Genomic DNA, 15,562 nt, shown 5'->3' with positions numbered 1-15,562 from the left:
TCACCCCGCCCGCTCAGAGGAAGGTGACCACCAGGAGCAGCATGAGGATGGCGACGAGCGCCACACCCACGACGCCCACGCCGACGGCCAGCGGGATCAGGTTCCGGGCCTCCGTGACCCGGCCGGCCGGCGGCCCTCCCTGCTGCACGATGGCCGGCACGTCGACGGCGGCCGCAGGCAGGTGCTCGATGACCGGGACGAGGTCCCCCAGGGTACGGGCCGCGTAGACCACGTCCATCGACTGCGCGTACTCGTCGTGCGAGATCCGTCCGTCGCCGTAGGCCGCGTTGAGCCTGGCGGTGAGGGACTCGCGCTCCGTCTCGTCGACCGGATCGGCCGCGCGTTGCAGGTACTTCGAGGACGGAGGGAGCGCCATGCCGCCATCATAGGCTGGGCCGCCAAGCAGGGGAGGCGCCGGTGGAGGCGCGCGTGCACCCGTCAGTCGGCGAGCGGGCCGAACAGGTCCCCGAGGCGCTCGGCACCACCGTCGGGCTCCGTGAGCACCCACAGCCCGTGCTCGGTGACGGCCACCGTGTTCTCCCAGTGCGAGCCCCGCGACGCGTCGCGGCTCACGACGGTCCACCCGTCGTCGAGCTCGACGGTCTGGTGCAGCCCGGTGGTGAGCATCGGCTCGATGGCCAGCGCCATCCCCACGGCCAGCTTCGGGGTGGGCCGACGGCGGTACCAGTTCGGCACATCCGGCTCCATGTGCATCTCGGAGCCGATGCCGTGCCCGGTGTACTCGCGCAGCGTCGCATACCGGACGGGCAGGGACTTGACGTAGTCCTCGATGGCCCGGGACACGTCGCCCACCCGGCCGCCGGCCCGCATGGCCCGCGCACCGGCCCACATGGCCTCGCGGGTGGCGTCGATGAGCGCCAGGTCCTCAGGGCTGGGGGCGCCGATGACGATGGAGCGCGCGGCGTCGCCGTGCCACCCCTGCACGATCGCCCCGAAGTCGATGGAGACCAGGTCGCCCTCGCGGAGGACCCGCTCCCCGGGCACGCCGTGGACCAGTTCGTCGTTGACGGAGATGCAGGCCACGCCCGGGAACCCGTTGCCCCACATGGACCCGTAGTCGAGGAAGGAGGACTCGGCCCCGTTGCGGGCGAGGACCTCGCGGCCGATGGCGTCCAGCTCAGCCGTCGTGACGCCCGCCGCGGCGGCCCCGCACATGGCCTCCAGGCCCTCGGCGACGACCAGCCCGGCCTTGCGCATCAACCTCAGCTCGGCGGTGGACTTGACCTCGATGATCACCGGGTGGCACCCGCGTGGGCGTCGACCATGTCGAACATGCGCTGGCGCACCTCGTCGACGGTGCCCGTACCCTCGACGTCGACGAGGAGGCCCTTGTTCTCGTAGTGGAAGAGCAGCGGCGCGGTCTGGCCGGCGTAGACCTCCATGCGGCGGCGGATGGTGTCGGCGTTGTCGTCCGCGCGGCCCTCCATCTCGGCCCGCGCCAGCAGCCGCATGACCAGGGCCTCCGGCTCGACGTGCAGGGAGACCACGGCGTCCAACTGCTGACCGCGCTCCGCGAGGTACCGGTCGAGGAAGAAGACCTGGTGCATCGTCCGGGGGAACCCGTCGAGGAGGAAGCCGGGCTCGCAGTCCGGGTCCGCCAGCCGGTCGGCGACGATCTCCTCGGTCACGTCGTCGGGGACGTACTCCCCCGCGTCGATGATCTCCTTGACCTTGATCCCGAGCGGGGTCTGGTTCCTGATGTTGTGCCGGAAGATGTCACCGGTGGAGATGGCAGGCACGCCGTAGCGCTCCGCCAGCGCCGTGGCCTGCGTCCCCTTGCCCGCCCCGGGGGCCCCCATGATCAGCAGCCTCACCGCAGGAAGCCCTCATAGTTGCGCTGCTGGAGCTGGCTCTCGATCTTCTTCACCGTGTCCAGCGCCACGCCGACGATGATGAGGATGGAGGTACCGCCGAACGGGAAGTTCTGCTGGGCGCCCACGGCCATGAAGGCGATGGTGGGGATCAGGGCGATCGTGGCCAGGTAGAGGGACCCGGGGGCCGTCAGCCGCGACAGCACGTAGGCGAGGTAGCGCTCGGTGGGCTTGCCCGCCCGGATGCCGGGAATGAAGCCGCCGTACTTCTTCATGTTGTCCGAGACCTCCTCCGGGTTGAAGGTGATCGAGACGTAGAAGTAGCAGAACGCGATGATCAGGAAGAACTGCACCAGGTTGTAGATCCAGGACTGCCCGCCCTGTCCGGTGAAGTTGGCCTGGATCCATTCCGACACCACTCCCTCGGGGCGGAACGTCGCGAACAGCACGGGCAGATACAGCATCGACGAGGCGAAGATCACCGGGATGACGCCGGACTGGTTGACCTTCAGAGGGATGTAGGTGGTGGACCCGCCCACGAGGCGGCGCCCCACCATGCGCTTGGCGTACTGAACCGGGATCCGGCGCTGGCCCTGCTCGACCCAGATGATGCCCAGCATCACGAGGAGCCCGATGCCGATGACGAGGAAGAAGAGGAACCACCCGGTGACGCCCTCGTGGCTCTGCTTGATGGACCAGAGTCCGGCGGGGAAGCTGGCCGCGATCTGCGTGAAGATCATGATGGACATGCCGTTGCCGATGCCGCGCTCGGTGATGAGCTCACCCATCCACATGATGACGGCGGTGCCGGCGGTCATGATCATCACCATGGTGACCAGCGGAAGCAGCTCGTCGCTGTAGAGGATCCCGTCGCAGCCCTGGAACAGCTGACCCGTGCGCGCCAGAGTGACGAACGCGGTGGCGTTCAGGACGGCCAGCACCAGGGTGAGGTAGCGCGTGTACTCGGTGATCTTCTGCTGCCCGGTGCCGCCCTCCTTCTTCAGAGCCTCCAGCTTCGGGATCACCACGGTGAGAAGCTGGAGGATGATCGAGGCGGTGATGTAGGGCATGATGCCGAGCGCGAAGATCGTCAGCTGCAGCAGCGCCCCACCCGAGAACAGGTTGATCATCGAGTAGATGCCCGCAGAGTCGCCCTGCGAGGCGAGCGCGAGGCACTGGTCGATCCGGGAGATGCTCACGTTGGGCGACGGGATCGTCGATCCGAGACGGAACACGGCGATGATGCCCAGCGTGAAGAAGATCTTCTTGCGAAGGTCCGGTGTCTTCAACGCGTTGGCCAAGGCGGAGATCATCCGACCCTACTTTCGATTTCGGAAACTACACGGCACTGTGCACTCTCGGCACGGCAACCAGGGAAGCCTATCAAGCGCCGCACGGGCACCAAAACGTCCCCGGCCGACGGTCCGCGGCGTGGAATGACCGACGGGGTGGGCCCGGAGTGACTCCGGGCCCACCCCGTCGGTGGTGTTGCTGGTGTGAGGACCGAACTCAGAGCTCGGTCACCGAGCCGCCGGCAGCCTCGAGCTTCGCCTTGGCGGAGCCGGAGAACGCGTGGGCGGACACGTTGAGCGCCACCGCCACGTCGCCGGTGCCGAGCACCTTGACCAGGTTGCCGGAGCGCACGGCGCCGGCCTCGACGAGGTCTGCGACCTCGACGGTGCCACCCTCGGGGAACAACTCGGCGATACGGCCGACGTTGACCACCTGGAACTCCACCCGGAACGGGTTCTTGAAGCCCTTGAGCTTCGGCAGGCGCATGTGCAACGGCATCTGGCCGCCCTCGAAGTTCTGGGGGACGTTCTTGCGGGCCCCCGTGCCCTTCGTGCCGCGACCGGCGGTCTTGCCCTTCGATCCCTCACCACGGCCGACACGGGTCTTAGCCGTCTTGGCGCCGGGGGCGGGACGCAGATGATGCAGCTTGAGCGTCATCTCACTTCACCTCTTCCACGGTAACGAGATGGGCGACGGTGCGGATCATGCCGAGCACCTCGGGGCGGTCCTCACGGACCACCGAGGCGCCGATCTTGCCCAGACCGAGCGTACGCAGCGTGTCACGCTGGTACTGCTTTCCACCCACCCCAGACTTTGCCTGGGTGATCTTCAGCTCCGCCATCAGTGGGTCACCTCTTCCTTGGCAGCGCGGAGGAGTGCCGCCGGAGCGACGTCCTCGACCGGCAGCCCGCGGCGCCTGGCCACGGCCTCCGGCTCTTCGAGCTGCTGGAGCGCCTCGACGGTGGCATGCACCACGTTGATGGCGTTGGAGGAGCCGAGCGACTTGGCGAGCACGTCGTGCACGCCGGCGCACTCGAGGACCGCGCGGGCCGAGCCGCCGGCGATGACGCCGGTACCCGGGGAGGCCGGGCGCAGCATGACCACGCCGGCCGCCTTCTCGCCCTGCACCGGGTGCGGGATGGTGCGCTGGATCAGCGGCACGCGGAAGAAGTGCTTCTTGGCCTCCTCCACACCCTTGGCGATGGCGGCCGGCACCTCCTTCGCCTTGCCGTATCCGACGCCCACCATGCCCTCGCCGTCTCCGACGACCACCAGTGCGGTGAAGCTGAAGCGACGACCACCCTGGACGACCTTGGCGACGCGGTTGATGGTCACCACCCGCTCGAGGTACTTGCTTTCTTCCTTGGGAGCCTGGCCACGACGATCGTCACGGCCACGACGCTCACCGGTCGCGCCGCCACCGCGGCGCTGCTGGGTCTCACTCATCGTGAAAAACCTTTCCTTTCGTCGTTAGAAGCCGAGCCCGGCCTCGCGGGCCGCGTCGGCGAGAGCCGCGATGCGCCCGTGGTACTTGTTGCCCGCACGGTCGAAGACGACCTGCTCGATGCCGGCTGCCTTGGCACGCTCGGCGATCAGGGCGCCGACCTTGCGCGCCTTCTCCGACTTGTCCGCCTCGGCGCCGCGCACGTCGGCCTCCATGGTGGACGCGGACGCCAACGTCTGGCCCTGGACGTCGTCGATGACCTGAACGAACAGGTGACGCGACGACCGGGTGACGACGAGACGGGGACGCTCGGCCGAGCCGTTGATCTTCTTGCGCGCACGCAGCTGCCGTCGGGCGCGGGACGCCGTCTTGGGAGCCAGCGACTTGCGGTTGCTGAGCGAGATGGCCATCACTTACCAGCCTTTCCAGCCTTGCGGCGGACGTGCTCGCCCGCGTAGCGGACGCCCTTGCCCTTGTACGGCTCGGGCTTGCGGAGCTTGCGGATGTTGGCCGCGGTCTCGCCAACAAGCTGCTTGTCGATGCCCTGGACACTGAACCGGGTCGGGGCCTCGACGGCGAAGGTGATGCCCTCGGGGGCGTTCACGATCACGGGGTGCGAGAAGCCGAGCGCGAACTCGAGCTGCTGCGGGCTCTTGAAGATCACGCGGTAACCCACACCGACGATCTCCAGCTTCTTCTCATAGCCCTCGGTGACGCCCTGGATCATGTTGCTGACCAGGGTGCGGGTGAGGCCATGAAGGGACCGGCTGAGCCGCTCGTCGTTGGGACGGGCGACGGCGAGCTGGCCGTCTTCCTGCTTCTCGATGGTGATCGGTTCCGCGACGGTGAGCGTCAGCGAGCCCTTCGGGCCCTTGACGTCGACCTGACGGCCGTCGAGCTTCACATCGACGCCGGTCGGGATGGCGATGGGGAGCCTGCCAATACGTGACATATCTGTTTCTCCTTACCTATCGCCCGGTCACCAGACGTAGGCGAGTACTTCGCCGCCCACGGACTTGGCTTTTGCGTCGCGGTCGGTCAGCAGGCCCTGAGAGGTCGAGATGATGGCGATACCGAGACCACCCAGCACCTTCGGCAACTCGGTGGACTTCGCGTAGACGCGCAGGCCGGGCTTGCTGATTCGACGGAGACCCACGATGGAGCGCTCACGGGATTCGCCGTACTTGAGGGTGACCTTGAGCACGTCGCCCACCTGGCCCTCGACCTGGGTCAGCTCGAAGTCCGAGATGTAGCCGTTGGTCTTGAGGATCTCGGCGATACGCACCTTGATCTTCGACGAGGGCATGGACGTCGAATCCTGGAACGCCTGGTTGGCGTTGCGCACACGCGTCAGCATGTCTGCAATTGGATCAGTCATTGTCATGACTTGTTGCCTCTTTCTCGCGCCGGTTTCCCGTCAGGGACCTGTCGCAACTTGAAATTCAGAAGGAAGAGTGGGTCCGGGATCACCAGGACGACTTGGTCACGCCGGGCAGTTCGCCCGCGTGCGCCATGTCGCGCAGGCAGATGCGGCAGAGGCCGAACTTGCGGTAGACCGAGTGGGGCCTCCCGCACTTCTGGCAGCGGGTGTAGGCGCGCACACCGAACTTCGGCTTCCGGGCCTGCTTGACCTTGAGTGCTGTCTTTGCCATGGCTCAGCTCACTTCTTCTTCTTGGCGTAGAACGCGGGGCCGCGCTTGGTCTTCTGCTTCTTGGCGTCGTCGACGGCCTTGAACGGGAAGCCGAGGTGCTTGAGGAGCGCACGACCCTCGGCGTCGTTGTCCGCGGAGGTCACGAACGTGATGTCCATGCCGCGGACGCGGTCGATCCGGTCCTGGTCGATCTCCAGGAACATGACCTGCTCCGAGAGGCCGAAGGTGTAGTTGCCGTTGCCGTCGAACTGGCTGCCGTTGAGGCCGCGGAAGTCACGGATGCGCGGGAGCGCGAGCGTCAGAAGACGGTCGGCGAACTCCCACATCCGGTCCCCACGCAGCGTGACGTGGCAGCCGATGGGCTGACCCTCGCGCAGCTTGAACTGGGCGATGGACTTGCGGGCCTTCGTCACCGACGGCTTCTGGCCGGTGATGGCGGTGAGGTCCTTGATGGCGCCCTCGATGATCTTCGAGTCGCGCGCGGCCTCACCCACGCCCATGTTGACCACGATCTTGACCAGACCGGGGATCTGCATGACGTTGGCGTAGCTGAACTCGTCCTGCAGGGCGGGAACGATGGTCTCGCGGTACTTGGCCTTCAGGCGCGGCATCGCGGCGGGGGCTGCGGTGGCGGTCATCAGATCTCCTCACCGGTCTTGCGGGCGACCCGCACGGAGCGCTGGGCGGTGTACTCGGTGCCGTCGGGGCGGCGCTTGGTGACGTCGACGCGCTTGTAACCCACGCGCGTGACGACCTCCTTGCCGTCCACCTTGACCACGAGCTGAACGTTGGACACGTGGATGGGAGCCTCGACGGTGATGATGCCACCCTCGACCTTGCGGCCGGCCGCGGTCTGCGACTCGCGACGGTGCTTCTTCACCAGGTTGACGCCCTGCACGGTGACGCGCTCGGCCGCCGGGTCCACGGCGATGACTTCGGCGATGACGCCCTTGTCCTTGCCCGAGATGACCTTGACGCGGTCACCCTTCTTGACGTGGAGCGATGCCATGTCAGATCACCTCCGGTGCGAGCGAGACGATGCGCATGAACTTCTTCTCACGCAGCTCACGGGCCACCGGGCCGAAGATGCGGGTGCCGCGGGGCTCCCCGTCGTTCTTCAGGATGACGGCGGCGTTCTCGTCGAACTTGATGTAGGAACCGTCGGCGCGGCGACGCTCCTTGACGGTACGGACGACGACGGCCTTGACCACGTCGCCCTTCTTGACGTTACCGCCAGGGATCGCGTCCTTGACGGTGGCGACGATCGTGTCGCCGAGGTAGGCGTAGCGGCGCTTCGAGCCACCGAGCACACGGATGCACAAGATCTCCTTGGCACCAGTGTTGTCGGCGACCTTCAGTCGCGACTCCTGCTGGATCATTACTTCTCCTTGCTCCACCGGTTCCCATGCATGAGGCCTGGCGGAACTAGAAACGAAACCCCCTGGATTTTGCCAGGAGGCAGCCCCCAACTCGAGAGAGAGGAAGCCATGGTTGAAACCCGGGAAAGGTCCCCTCGAAAGGGCACAGACCCAAGGCAACTGGCACAGTCTAGCCCGCGCCGCCCCAGGGACGAAATCAGCCCCGACGGCGCCCGCGACCCGTTTAGGCGGCGCAGGCGGTGGGCCCGCCTCCAGCACGGCCGGTGGCCGGCTCTCCACGCGCTCACTCGCTCCGCAGCGCCTCGACGGGGTCCTTGCGCGAGGCGGCCGACGCCGGGATCAGCCCGGCCAGCGCGGTCAGCCCCATGCTGACCAGCACCAGGATGATGGCGGCCTGCCACGGCAGCTGGGCCACGTTCGGCACGTCGAACCTGGCCTCGACGATGGCGTTGGCGGGGATCGTCAGCAGGAACGTGGCCACCACGCCGAGCAGGCCCGCCACGAACCCGACGATGAGGGTCTCGGCGTTGAACACCCGCCTGATGTCGCGCTTGCTCGCGCCGATGGAGCGCAGGATGCCGATCTCCTTCTTCCGCTCCAGCACCGAGATGTAGGTGATCACGCCGATCATGATCGAGCTGACCACCAGCGAGATCGCCACGAACGCCACCAGCACGTAGCTGATGGTGTTGATGATGTCGGTGACCGAGCCCATCAGCGCCCCCACGAGGTCGGTATAGGTGATGACCCGATCCTCGTCGCCCGCCTGCCTGGCGCTGGCGTTGTAGGCGTCGAGGATGCTCAGCACCTGCTCCTTGGACTCGAAGTCCTTGGGGAAGATCTGGATGGTGGACGGGTCGGCGAGGTCGCCGTAGCCGAGCGTGCGCAGGTTGCCTTCGTAGGAGCTCAGCTGCCGTGCGGTCATCGCCATCAGCAGCTGGGTCAGCTCCTCCTGGTCGCGGTTGAGCTGGAAGGCCTCGGCGAAGGCCGCCTCGTCGATGCCCATGGCGTCGGCCATGTTCTCGCTGAGCCGGCCCATCGAGCCCTCGATGGCGCTGGAGATCTGGGTGCCCAGCGCGTCGGCGAGCTGCGTGGAGAGCGTGCCGGTCACCGCGCCCATCACGCCCTCGACGTAGGAGCCCATCGCGCCCTGCAGCTGGGCGGTGAGCGCGTCGGTGTCGATCAGGCCCGACGCCTGGGCGAGGAGGGCTGCGCCCTGCGTCGAGGAGAGGAAGCCGTCGAGGTTGGCCTCCACCTCGTCGATGGGGAGGCTGGCGTCGACGGTGTAGGCGAGGTAGCCGCGCACCAGCTGCGTGAGCAACCCGGCCTCCTCCCCTTGCGACTCTGCGGCCGGGGCCTGCCCGGCGGGCGCCGCCCCCAGGCTCGTCAGGAGTTCCAGCCCCTGGGGCGAGGCGAGGAAGGCCCGCACCAGTGCCGCGACGTCGGGGACCTCGGGCTGCTCCCCGGCGGGGAACGCCTGAGCGACGAACCCGTCGAAGGCCTGCGCGGCGGCCTCCAGCCCTGCCGGGTCGACGAGCCCGCCGGTGGCCGCCAGGGCGGCCTGGCCCTGCTCCGTCGCCAGGAACTCGGCGACCCTGGCCGCGGCGGTGGGCGGGTTGCTGGGCGCGGGGTCGGGCTCGGCGGAGGGATCCTCGGCCGGCTGGGACGAGGGATCCTCGGCCGGCTGGGACGAGGGATCCTCGGCCGGCTGGGACGAGGGATCCTCGGCCGGCTGGGACGAGGGATCCTCGGCCGGCTGGGACGGGGGATCCTCGGCCGGCGGGGTGGAGGCATCCTCACCAGGCTGTGCGGGCGCCGGGGCGAAGCCGAGCAGGGCCTCCAGCAGGGCGGCGACCGTTTCGGCGTCGAGGGGTTCGGGTTCCCGGACCGTGCCGACGAGCAGCTGTTGCCCGGCGGGAGACTCGAGGAAGAGCCGGAAGTTGGCCTGCGTGTCCGCCGGATCCAGCTGGTTCTCGGCGACGAAGACCGCGAACGAGGTGGCCAGCGACGTGGTCCAGCTCACCACCTGGCCCGCTTCGGCGCCCATGTCGGGCGCGGCGACGACGGAGGCCAGGTCGAGCTCCCCCAGGAGTGCGCCGAGGTCCAGCGCCGGCAGGGACGAGGCGTCGAAGGACAGCTCGGGTAGGCTCAGGTCCTCCAGCGCGGAGGTGTCGATCTCGAGGGCATCGGCGTCGAATGTGAAGGCCTTGGTGATGGCCTCCTCGTCGACGCTGATGAGCTGCGAGAGGTCCATGTCCTCGGCGGCGGCCTGGTCGTCGGCGAAGCTGCGGCCGGTGAGCACGTTGACGTCGGCGCGGGCCAGCTGGTCGGCGACGATCGCGCTGTCGGCCGCGTTCTCGATGACATGCCTGGTCAGCGCCGGCGTGTAGTAGATGCCCGACTGGAGGATCGTGCTGTCCTCGGCCGCCTGCACCACGCCGACCACCTTCAGCGTGTCGGCGGCGTCGACGACGGCGGCCACGACGCTCTCGTCGGAGCTCCGGTCGGTCCACACGCCGAACTCGTCGTCGTAGCTGTAGAGGTCTGGCACGTTGACGAGCCGGAAGGTGGTGGCGAGCAGGTCGTCGTAGGTGACGGTGATCGGGGCGCCGGGCTCGGTGATGGGCTCCTTGTTGGCGAGCTGGGTGACCATCGAGTCGAGCTCGGCGGGGTCGCGCAGACCCATGGCGTAGAGCGTGAGGTCGCTGACCTTGCCGCTGGGGCTCAACACCACCACGGTCTCGAGCGCGTCGTCGGGCCAGCGCCCGGCCACCACGTCGTAGTGGGTCTGCACCAGCGACAGGTCCTCGACCAGCTCGTGGAACACCCCGGATCCCGCGCCGGGGCCCATCAGCGAGGTGACGGTGGAGGTGGGGTCCAGCCCGACGGAGTTGAAGGTGGTGTCGGGGTTGACCTGGCGGGGGCTGCCGCCCGCCTCGGAGTAGATCCGCGGGGTGATGTCGTAGCTGTACTCGATGGAGTTGACGTAGGCCTCGATCCCGCTGTCGCCGTCGTCGAAGTACTCCTTGAGGGAGGCGAGGTCGTTGGTGCCGACGCCTCCCAGCATCCTGGAGACTCTCTGGGCCTCGGGCACCTCGCCCGCGCCCGGCTCGGGGGCGTCGTCGTCGGTCCCGTCGGCCGACCCGCCTCCCAGCAGTGCGGTGAGGTCGAAGCCCTGCCGCTCGATGGACAGCGGATACAGGGAGAGTGTGTCCTCCTCGACGCCCTTGATGTAGAGGCCCACGCCGTTGGCGAGCGCGAGGATCGCGGCGATGCCGATGATGCCGATGCTGCCGGCGAACGACGTCATCAGGGTGCGGCCCTTCTTCGTCATCAGGTTGTTGAAGGACAACGCGATGGCGGTGAGGAAGCTCATGGCGGTGCGCCTCGCGGGGCGTCCCTTCTCCTCCTGGGGCTCGGGGTGGTACGGGTCGGTGTCGGAGAAGACGACGCCGTCGCGGAGCTGGACGGTGCGGGTGGCGTGCTCCTCGGCGAGATCGGGGTTGTGGGTGACCATGATGACGAGGCGGTCGCGGGCGATGTCGGTCAGCAGGGCCATGATCTGCACGCTGGTGGCCGAGTCGAGGGCGCCGGTGGGCTCGTCGGCCAGGAGGATCTCCGGGTCGTTGATCAACGCGCGGGCGATGGCGACGCGCTGCATCTGTCCGCCGGAGAGCTGGTTGGGGCGCTTGTGCACGTGGTCGGCCAGCCCCACCTCGGTCAGCGCGGCCAGCGCCCGGCGCTTCCTCTCCGACGGCGCGACGCCCGCAAGAGTGAGGGCCAGCTCCACGTTGGAGAGGACGCTCTGGTGCGGGATGAGGTTGTAGGCCTGGAACACGAACCCGATGCGGTTGTTGCGGTAGGTGTCCCAGTCGCGGTCGCGGTACTCGTCGGTGGGGATGCCGTCGATGACGAGGTTGCCCGAGTCGTAGTGGTCCAGGCCGCCGACGACATTGAGCAGCGTGGTCTTGCCGGAGCCCGACGGACCGAGGATCGCGACGAACTCGTTGTCACGGAAGGCGATCGAGACGTCGTCCAGGGCGACCTGGGTGAAGTCGCCGGTGGTGTACGACTTGCGGACGTTCTCGAGCTGCAGCATGGGTCCTCGGGTGGCGGGAGGGTCGCGGCAGAGGGGCCGTGAGCCTTCCAGGATACGTCACTGCATCGGTGGGTCCCGGGCCGGACAATGCGAAGCGCCCGGCCCGCGTGTGGACGCGGGCCGGGCGGCTCGGGACGGCTCGGAATCGTGATCGATGCCGATCGGTTCCTGGTGCTAGCGGCTCCTGCGACGGCCGCTCTCGGCGGAGAACCGCGCCACGCCACCCGACGAGGCGGCGGCCGCCGCGGCAGGCCGCCGGGACCGGCCCTCCGAGGGGCGCTCGCCGCGCTGGCCCTGGGGGCGCTGACCGCGGCCACCCTGGGGACGCTCGGATCCGGTGCGCGGACGGGGCGCGGCCGCGCCACGTCGGCCTCCCCCGCCCTGCTGCTGCGGGACCTCGGGCTTCACGATGCCGCCGGGGAACGACCGCTCGCCGGGCGCGATCTCCTGCAGCACCGGGTGGCGCTCGTCGGCGCGCGTGACGGTGGGGTTCACGCCGGCCTTGCGGGTGAGGGTCCGCACGTCGGAGCGCTGCTCGTCGAGCATGAGCGTCACGACGGTGCCCTCCGCCCCGGCGCGGGCGGTGCGGCCCGAGCGGTGCGTGTAGGCCTTGTGCTCCACCGGCGGGTCCGCGTGGATGACGAGGCCCACGTCGTCGACGTGGATGCCGCGGGCCGCGACATCGGTGGCGACCAGGGTCTGCGCCGTCCCCGAATGGAAGGCGGCCATCGAGCGCTCGCGCGCGTTCTGGCTCATGTTGCCCTGCAGCTCGACGGCGGGGATCCCGGCGGCGTTGAGCTGCCGGGCGATCTTCTTGGCGCGGTGCTTGGTGCGGGTGAACACCACGGAGCGTCCGGGCGCGGCGGCGAGGTCGATGAGCACCGGCAGGTGCTGCGCGTCCGCCACGTGCAGCACGTGGTGCGTCATGGTGGCCACCGGCGACTCGGCTGAGTCCGCCTCGTGAACCACCGGGTCGTGCATGAACTGGTTCACCAGGGTGCCCACGGCGTTGTCCAGGGTGGCGGAGAAGAGCATCCGCTGCCCCGTCTTCGGGGTCTGCGCGAGCAGGCGCCGCACGGACGGGAGGAAGCCGAGGTCGGCCATGTGGTCGGCCTCGTCGATGATGGTGATCTCGACGCCGGCCAGCGAGGCGACGCCCTGGGCGATCAGGTCCTCGAGCCGGCCGGGGCACGCGACGATGACGTCGACGCCCCTGGTCAGGGCGGCCGCCTGCGGCTTCTGGTTCACGCCGCCGAAGATGGTGCGCGAGGTGAGGCCGGCGGTCAGGGCGAGCGGCGCGAGGGCCTCGTCGATCTGGATCGCGAGCTCGCGGGTGGGCGCCAGGATCATGGCCCGGGGACGCTTGGGCGCGCGACGGGTCGACGACGCGGCGAGGCGTGCCACCAGGGGCAGCAGGAACGCGTAGGTCTTGCCGGAGCCGGTGCGTCCGCGGCCGAGGACGTCGCGGCCGCTGAGCGAATCCGGCAGGGTCGCGGCCTGGATCGGCGTGGGGGTGGTGATGTCGCGGCCCTCGAGGACTGCGCTGAGAGAGGAGGGCACGCCGAGCGCGCCGAAGGACAGGGTGGTCATGAAAGGTACTCCCATGTGGGGGCGATGCAGCGGTTCTGCCCGGCGCGGAAAGGTCCGCAGCGCGATGGCATCAGGAAAATGAAGCTCGGGGACTCGAAGCAGAACGATCCGAGTGCTGGGGAGGAGTCTACCCCAGGCTCGGCGCGATGCCCGCATCGCGCCGGCGGCGAGCACCGGTCTCACGGGGGGGGTGCCAGCATCGTCCCTTATCAGGACGGCATCTGTAACGCCTTGGGTGGTTGTCCACAGGTTGCCTGCCGCACGGGAAATCGCGTCGGCCGGTGACCACAGTGGGGCCGACATCCCCAGACTCCCAGGAAGCCCACGACATGCGCCGGTACCTCGCCCCCGTCCTCCTCATCTCCCTGCTGCTCATGGCGCTCATCCGGCCGGACCCCGCCCTCGCCGGCCCACAGGACGGTCCACGGGAGGGCTCCGGCCACACCGTGACGATGCCGAGGACGGGCCGCGACTGGTACGGGGCCTATCGCATGGGCCAGACCACCGCCTACTGCGCCGACCTGATGTCGGCTCCCCCACGCCGGGCAACCGGATGGACCGAGGCCGCCGTGGGCGGCCCGCTGATCAAGCAGACGGGGCTGGCCGCCGGGTCCCTCCTCCCGCACGGGAACGGCACCGTCGCCGCGAGCGCCGACGAGCTGGCGGACCTGGCCTGGGTCCTCATGCAGACCGGTCAGGCGCCCTCGGCGGACACCGGCTCGGCCGTCGAGCACTTCGTCCGGCTCCGGACCGTCGGCGGGGCGGAGCAGACCGCACGGGAGGGGGCCCGGTGGGCTGCGGTGGTGGCCGCCCATCCGTCGGCCCGCGCCGAGTTCGACCGGCTGACCCGCGAGGCGTCGCTCTACGCCGGCCCCTACACAGCCAGGCTCGTGTGGGACAGGCTCCCCACCCTTGAGGACCCCACCGGACGGCTGCTCGCCTCGGTGGTGTCGCGGTCGGGCAACAGCGTGCCGGGAGTCGCCCTGAGCGCGCGGGGCACGGGCTCGATGTCGGTCGTCTCGTCCCCGGCCCGCACGGGAGGAGACGTCGTCTCCATAGACGTGGCGCTTCCGCTCCCCGGGGCGGACCCCACCTCGGGCGGTGTGGAGATCTCCTTCGCAGGCCTCGCCGGCCCGGCCCCCCGGGTCTTCGTGCCCGCGGAGCGCACCGTGCAGCGCCTCCTGGTGGCACCGCCCACTCGGACGGTGTCGGCGTCGGAGACCGCCACCCTGGAGCCCCTCTTCACCCCGATGGTCACCACGCGGACCCGCGACGTGGTCGCGGTGGCGGGACGGCCGGCGGTGGACATCGTGACGGTGTCGGGCGGTCGCCCCGGCGCGCCGTTCGCGGGCACGACCACGCTGTACGGGCCCTTCGCCTCGCTCGATGAGCTCACCGCGGCCGACCCGGCACACGCCCCACGCGTCGGCACCGCCCGCTTCACGGGCCGCTACGGCGACGACGGCGGCGCCGAGGTGCACAGCGAGGAGCTGAGCTTCCCGGGGGCGGGGTACTACACGTGGGTCGAGACCCTGGAGCCGGCGGAGTTCGTCACCACTCCCCCGCCCCCGTCCTGGCCCCAGCTGCCCGAGACCAGCCTCGTGGTCGCTCCCGAGGTCAGCACCGAGCTGAGCCCGAACGGCTTCGCCGCGCAGGGGGTCGAGGCCTCGGACACCGTCCGCCTGGCCGGCGTGCCGGGGCTCGAGGTGCCTGACGGATCACAGCTGCGGGTGCGCGTCTCCGGCAGCCTCGTCGGGCCCGTCCGCCCCCGCGAGGCCGACGGGGCCGCCACCTGTGCTGGCGTGGACTGGACCGGCGCCCCCGTCGTGGGGAGCTACCGGGACCTGGACCTGCCCTGGGGGACGCAGGGGCTGGAGCTCGCGGGCCTGGCCGCGGCGAGGCTGAGCGCGCCCGGCTGCTACTCGGCGGAGACGACGGTCAGCCTCACGCACGACAGCTTGGACCCCGTCATCGTGGAGCACGCGGTGGGGCATCCGTCCCAGACCGTTCTCATCACCGAGGCCCCCCTGCCCACACCCACACCCACACCCACGCCCACGCCTGAGCCGACCGCTCGCCCGAGCACCAGCCCGGCGCCCCCACCGACGCGGACTCCCCCTCCCGCCGTGATGGTGCCTGTCCCGCCTGCCCACCCCCGCCCGGGCCTCCCCGCCACAGGCGCCTGAGCCGACGCACACCTGAGCGCACACAGCACCGGGGGGGGGGGAAAAAGAAAGGGGGAGGGGGAGGGGGTGTTTTCGCTTGTTGGTATC

General features: G+C 69.5%; 17 protein-coding genes. 1 reads left to right on the top strand and 16 read right to left on the bottom strand.

Features of this window, described 5'->3' with window-relative positions:
* Positions 1–13: 13 nt before the first annotated feature.
* The 16 genes from ACZK5D_RS02195 to ACZK5D_RS02120 all read right to left on the bottom strand — a co-directional run bounded on the left by ACZK5D_RS02195 (position 14) and on the right by ACZK5D_RS02120 (position 13,289).
* Positions 14–376: a DUF1707 SHOCT-like domain-containing protein gene (locus ACZK5D_RS02195; protein WP_458994495.1), complete on the bottom strand. Its 363-nt coding sequence runs from the start codon at positions 374–376 to the stop codon at positions 14–16.
* Between the two features lie 62 nt (positions 377–438).
* The gene (gene map, locus ACZK5D_RS02190) at positions 439–1,257 is read right to left on the bottom strand and encodes a type I methionyl aminopeptidase (RefSeq protein WP_463664078.1); all 819 of its coding nucleotides are present in this window, start codon (positions 1,255–1,257) and stop codon (positions 439–441) included.
* Positions 1,254–1,835: an adenylate kinase gene (locus ACZK5D_RS02185; RefSeq protein ID WP_458994497.1), complete on the bottom strand. Its 582-nt coding sequence runs from the start codon at positions 1,833–1,835 to the stop codon at positions 1,254–1,256. The genes map and ACZK5D_RS02185 overlap by 4 nt, the downstream gene beginning before the upstream one ends.
* Positions 1,832–3,145 (bottom strand): preprotein translocase subunit SecY, encoded by a 1,314-nt coding sequence (secY, locus tag ACZK5D_RS02180; protein WP_463664077.1) that lies wholly within the window; start codon positions 3,143–3,145, stop codon positions 1,832–1,834. Before secY ends, ACZK5D_RS02185 begins: the two co-directional genes overlap by 4 nt.
* A 196-nt stretch (positions 3,146–3,341) precedes the next feature.
* Positions 3,342–3,782: a 50S ribosomal protein L15 gene (gene rplO / locus ACZK5D_RS02175; RefSeq protein ID WP_458994499.1), complete on the bottom strand. Its 441-nt coding sequence runs from the start codon at positions 3,780–3,782 to the stop codon at positions 3,342–3,344.
* Between the two features lies 1 nt (position 3,783).
* Positions 3,784–3,966: a 50S ribosomal protein L30 gene (rpmD, locus tag ACZK5D_RS02170; RefSeq protein ID WP_458994500.1), complete on the bottom strand. Its 183-nt coding sequence runs from the start codon at positions 3,964–3,966 to the stop codon at positions 3,784–3,786.
* On the bottom strand, positions 3,966–4,571 hold the full coding sequence (gene rpsE / locus ACZK5D_RS02165; RefSeq protein WP_458994501.1) for a 30S ribosomal protein S5: 606 nt from the start codon (positions 4,569–4,571) through the stop codon (positions 3,966–3,968). Before rpsE ends, rpmD begins: the two co-directional genes overlap by 1 nt.
* A gap of 24 nt (positions 4,572–4,595) precedes the next feature.
* The gene (gene rplR / locus ACZK5D_RS02160) at positions 4,596–4,979 is read right to left on the bottom strand and encodes a 50S ribosomal protein L18 (RefSeq protein ID WP_458994502.1); all 384 of its coding nucleotides are present in this window, start codon (positions 4,977–4,979) and stop codon (positions 4,596–4,598) included.
* Complete coding sequence (gene rplF, locus ACZK5D_RS02155; RefSeq protein ID WP_458994503.1) at positions 4,979–5,521, bottom strand: 50S ribosomal protein L6; 543 nt, start codon at positions 5,519–5,521, stop codon at positions 4,979–4,981. Before rplF ends, rplR begins: the two co-directional genes overlap by 1 nt.
* Positions 5,522–5,548: 27 nt before the next feature.
* Positions 5,549–5,953 carry a 30S ribosomal protein S8 gene (gene rpsH / locus ACZK5D_RS02150; protein WP_458994504.1) on the bottom strand — a complete coding sequence of 135 codons (405 nt, stop codon included), beginning with the start codon at positions 5,951–5,953 and terminating at the stop codon, positions 5,549–5,551.
* Positions 5,954–6,035: 82 nt separating this feature from the next.
* Complete coding sequence (locus tag ACZK5D_RS02145) at positions 6,036–6,221, bottom strand: type Z 30S ribosomal protein S14 (protein WP_182782385.1); 186 nt, start codon at positions 6,219–6,221, stop codon at positions 6,036–6,038.
* 8 nt (positions 6,222–6,229) lie between these two features.
* Entirely contained in the window at positions 6,230–6,859 is a 630-nt protein-coding gene (gene rplE / locus ACZK5D_RS02140) for a 50S ribosomal protein L5 (protein ID WP_463664076.1), read from the bottom strand.
* Positions 6,859–7,230: a 50S ribosomal protein L24 gene (rplX, locus tag ACZK5D_RS02135; protein WP_458994506.1), complete on the bottom strand. Its 372-nt coding sequence runs from the start codon at positions 7,228–7,230 to the stop codon at positions 6,859–6,861. Before rplX ends, rplE begins: the two co-directional genes overlap by 1 nt.
* A gap of 1 nt (position 7,231) precedes the next feature.
* Positions 7,232–7,600, bottom strand: a complete 369-nt coding sequence (rplN, locus tag ACZK5D_RS02130) for a 50S ribosomal protein L14 (protein ID WP_068749476.1) — start codon at positions 7,598–7,600, stop codon at positions 7,232–7,234.
* Positions 7,601–7,883: 283 nt separating this feature from the next.
* The gene (locus ACZK5D_RS02125; RefSeq protein ID WP_463664075.1) at positions 7,884–11,699 is read right to left on the bottom strand and encodes an ATP-binding cassette domain-containing protein; all 3,816 of its coding nucleotides are present in this window, start codon (positions 11,697–11,699) and stop codon (positions 7,884–7,886) included.
* 174 nt (positions 11,700–11,873) lie between these two features.
* Complete coding sequence (locus tag ACZK5D_RS02120) at positions 11,874–13,289, bottom strand: DEAD/DEAH box helicase (RefSeq protein ID WP_463664074.1); 1,416 nt, start codon at positions 13,287–13,289, stop codon at positions 11,874–11,876.
* Between the two features lie 329 nt (positions 13,290–13,618).
* On the opposite strand from ACZK5D_RS02120, the gene ACZK5D_RS02115 reads away from it, so the two are divergent.
* Positions 13,619–15,475, top strand: coding sequence for a hypothetical protein (locus tag ACZK5D_RS02115; RefSeq protein ID WP_463664073.1), 1,857 nt, complete (start codon positions 13,619–13,621; stop codon positions 15,473–15,475).
* Positions 15,476–15,562: the final 87 nt, after the last annotated feature.

The sequence above is a fragment of the Tessaracoccus yangjingae genome, from assembly GCF_055326235.1.
The sequence above is the reverse complement of the archived record's forward strand: the minus strand, read 5'-3'. Positions and strand labels throughout refer to the sequence as shown.

Coding starts and splice junctions, on each gene's coding strand:
- ACZK5D_RS02115 (WP_463664073.1), top strand. CDS start 13,619: ATGCGCCGGTACCTCGCCCCCGTCCTCCTCATCTCCCTGCTGCTCATG.
- rpsE (WP_458994501.1), bottom strand. CDS start 4,571: ATGAGTGAGACCCAGCAGCGCCGCGGTGGCGGCGCGACCGGTGAGCGT.
- rplX (WP_458994506.1), bottom strand. CDS start 7,230: ATGGCATCGCTCCACGTCAAGAAGGGTGACCGCGTCAAGGTCATCTCG.
- rpsH (WP_458994504.1), bottom strand. CDS start 5,953: ATGACAATGACTGATCCAATTGCAGACATGCTGACGCGTGTGCGCAAC.
- rplF (WP_458994503.1), bottom strand. CDS start 5,521: ATGTCACGTATTGGCAGGCTCCCCATCGCCATCCCGACCGGCGTCGAT.
- rplO (WP_458994499.1), bottom strand. CDS start 3,782: ATGACGCTCAAGCTGCATCATCTGCGTCCCGCCCCCGGCGCCAAGACG.
- ACZK5D_RS02125 (WP_463664075.1), bottom strand. CDS start 11,699: ATGCTGCAGCTCGAGAACGTCCGCAAGTCGTACACCACCGGCGACTTC.
- secY (WP_463664077.1), bottom strand. CDS start 3,145: ATGATCTCCGCCTTGGCCAACGCGTTGAAGACACCGGACCTTCGCAAG.
- rpmD (WP_458994500.1), bottom strand. CDS start 3,966: ATGGCGGAGCTGAAGATCACCCAGGCAAAGTCTGGGGTGGGTGGAAAG.
- ACZK5D_RS02195 (WP_458994495.1), bottom strand. CDS start 376: ATGGCGCTCCCTCCGTCCTCGAAGTACCTGCAACGCGCGGCCGATCCG.
- rplE (WP_463664076.1), bottom strand. CDS start 6,859: ATGACCGCCACCGCAGCCCCCGCCGCGATGCCGCGCCTGAAGGCCAAG.
- ACZK5D_RS02120 (WP_463664074.1), bottom strand. CDS start 13,289: ATGACCACCCTGTCCTTCGGCGCGCTCGGCGTGCCCTCCTCTCTCAGC.
- rplR (WP_458994502.1), bottom strand. CDS start 4,979: ATGGCCATCTCGCTCAGCAACCGCAAGTCGCTGGCTCCCAAGACGGCG.
- ACZK5D_RS02145 (WP_182782385.1), bottom strand. CDS start 6,221: ATGGCAAAGACAGCACTCAAGGTCAAGCAGGCCCGGAAGCCGAAGTTC.
- rplN (WP_068749476.1), bottom strand. CDS start 7,600: ATGATCCAGCAGGAGTCGCGACTGAAGGTCGCCGACAACACTGGTGCC.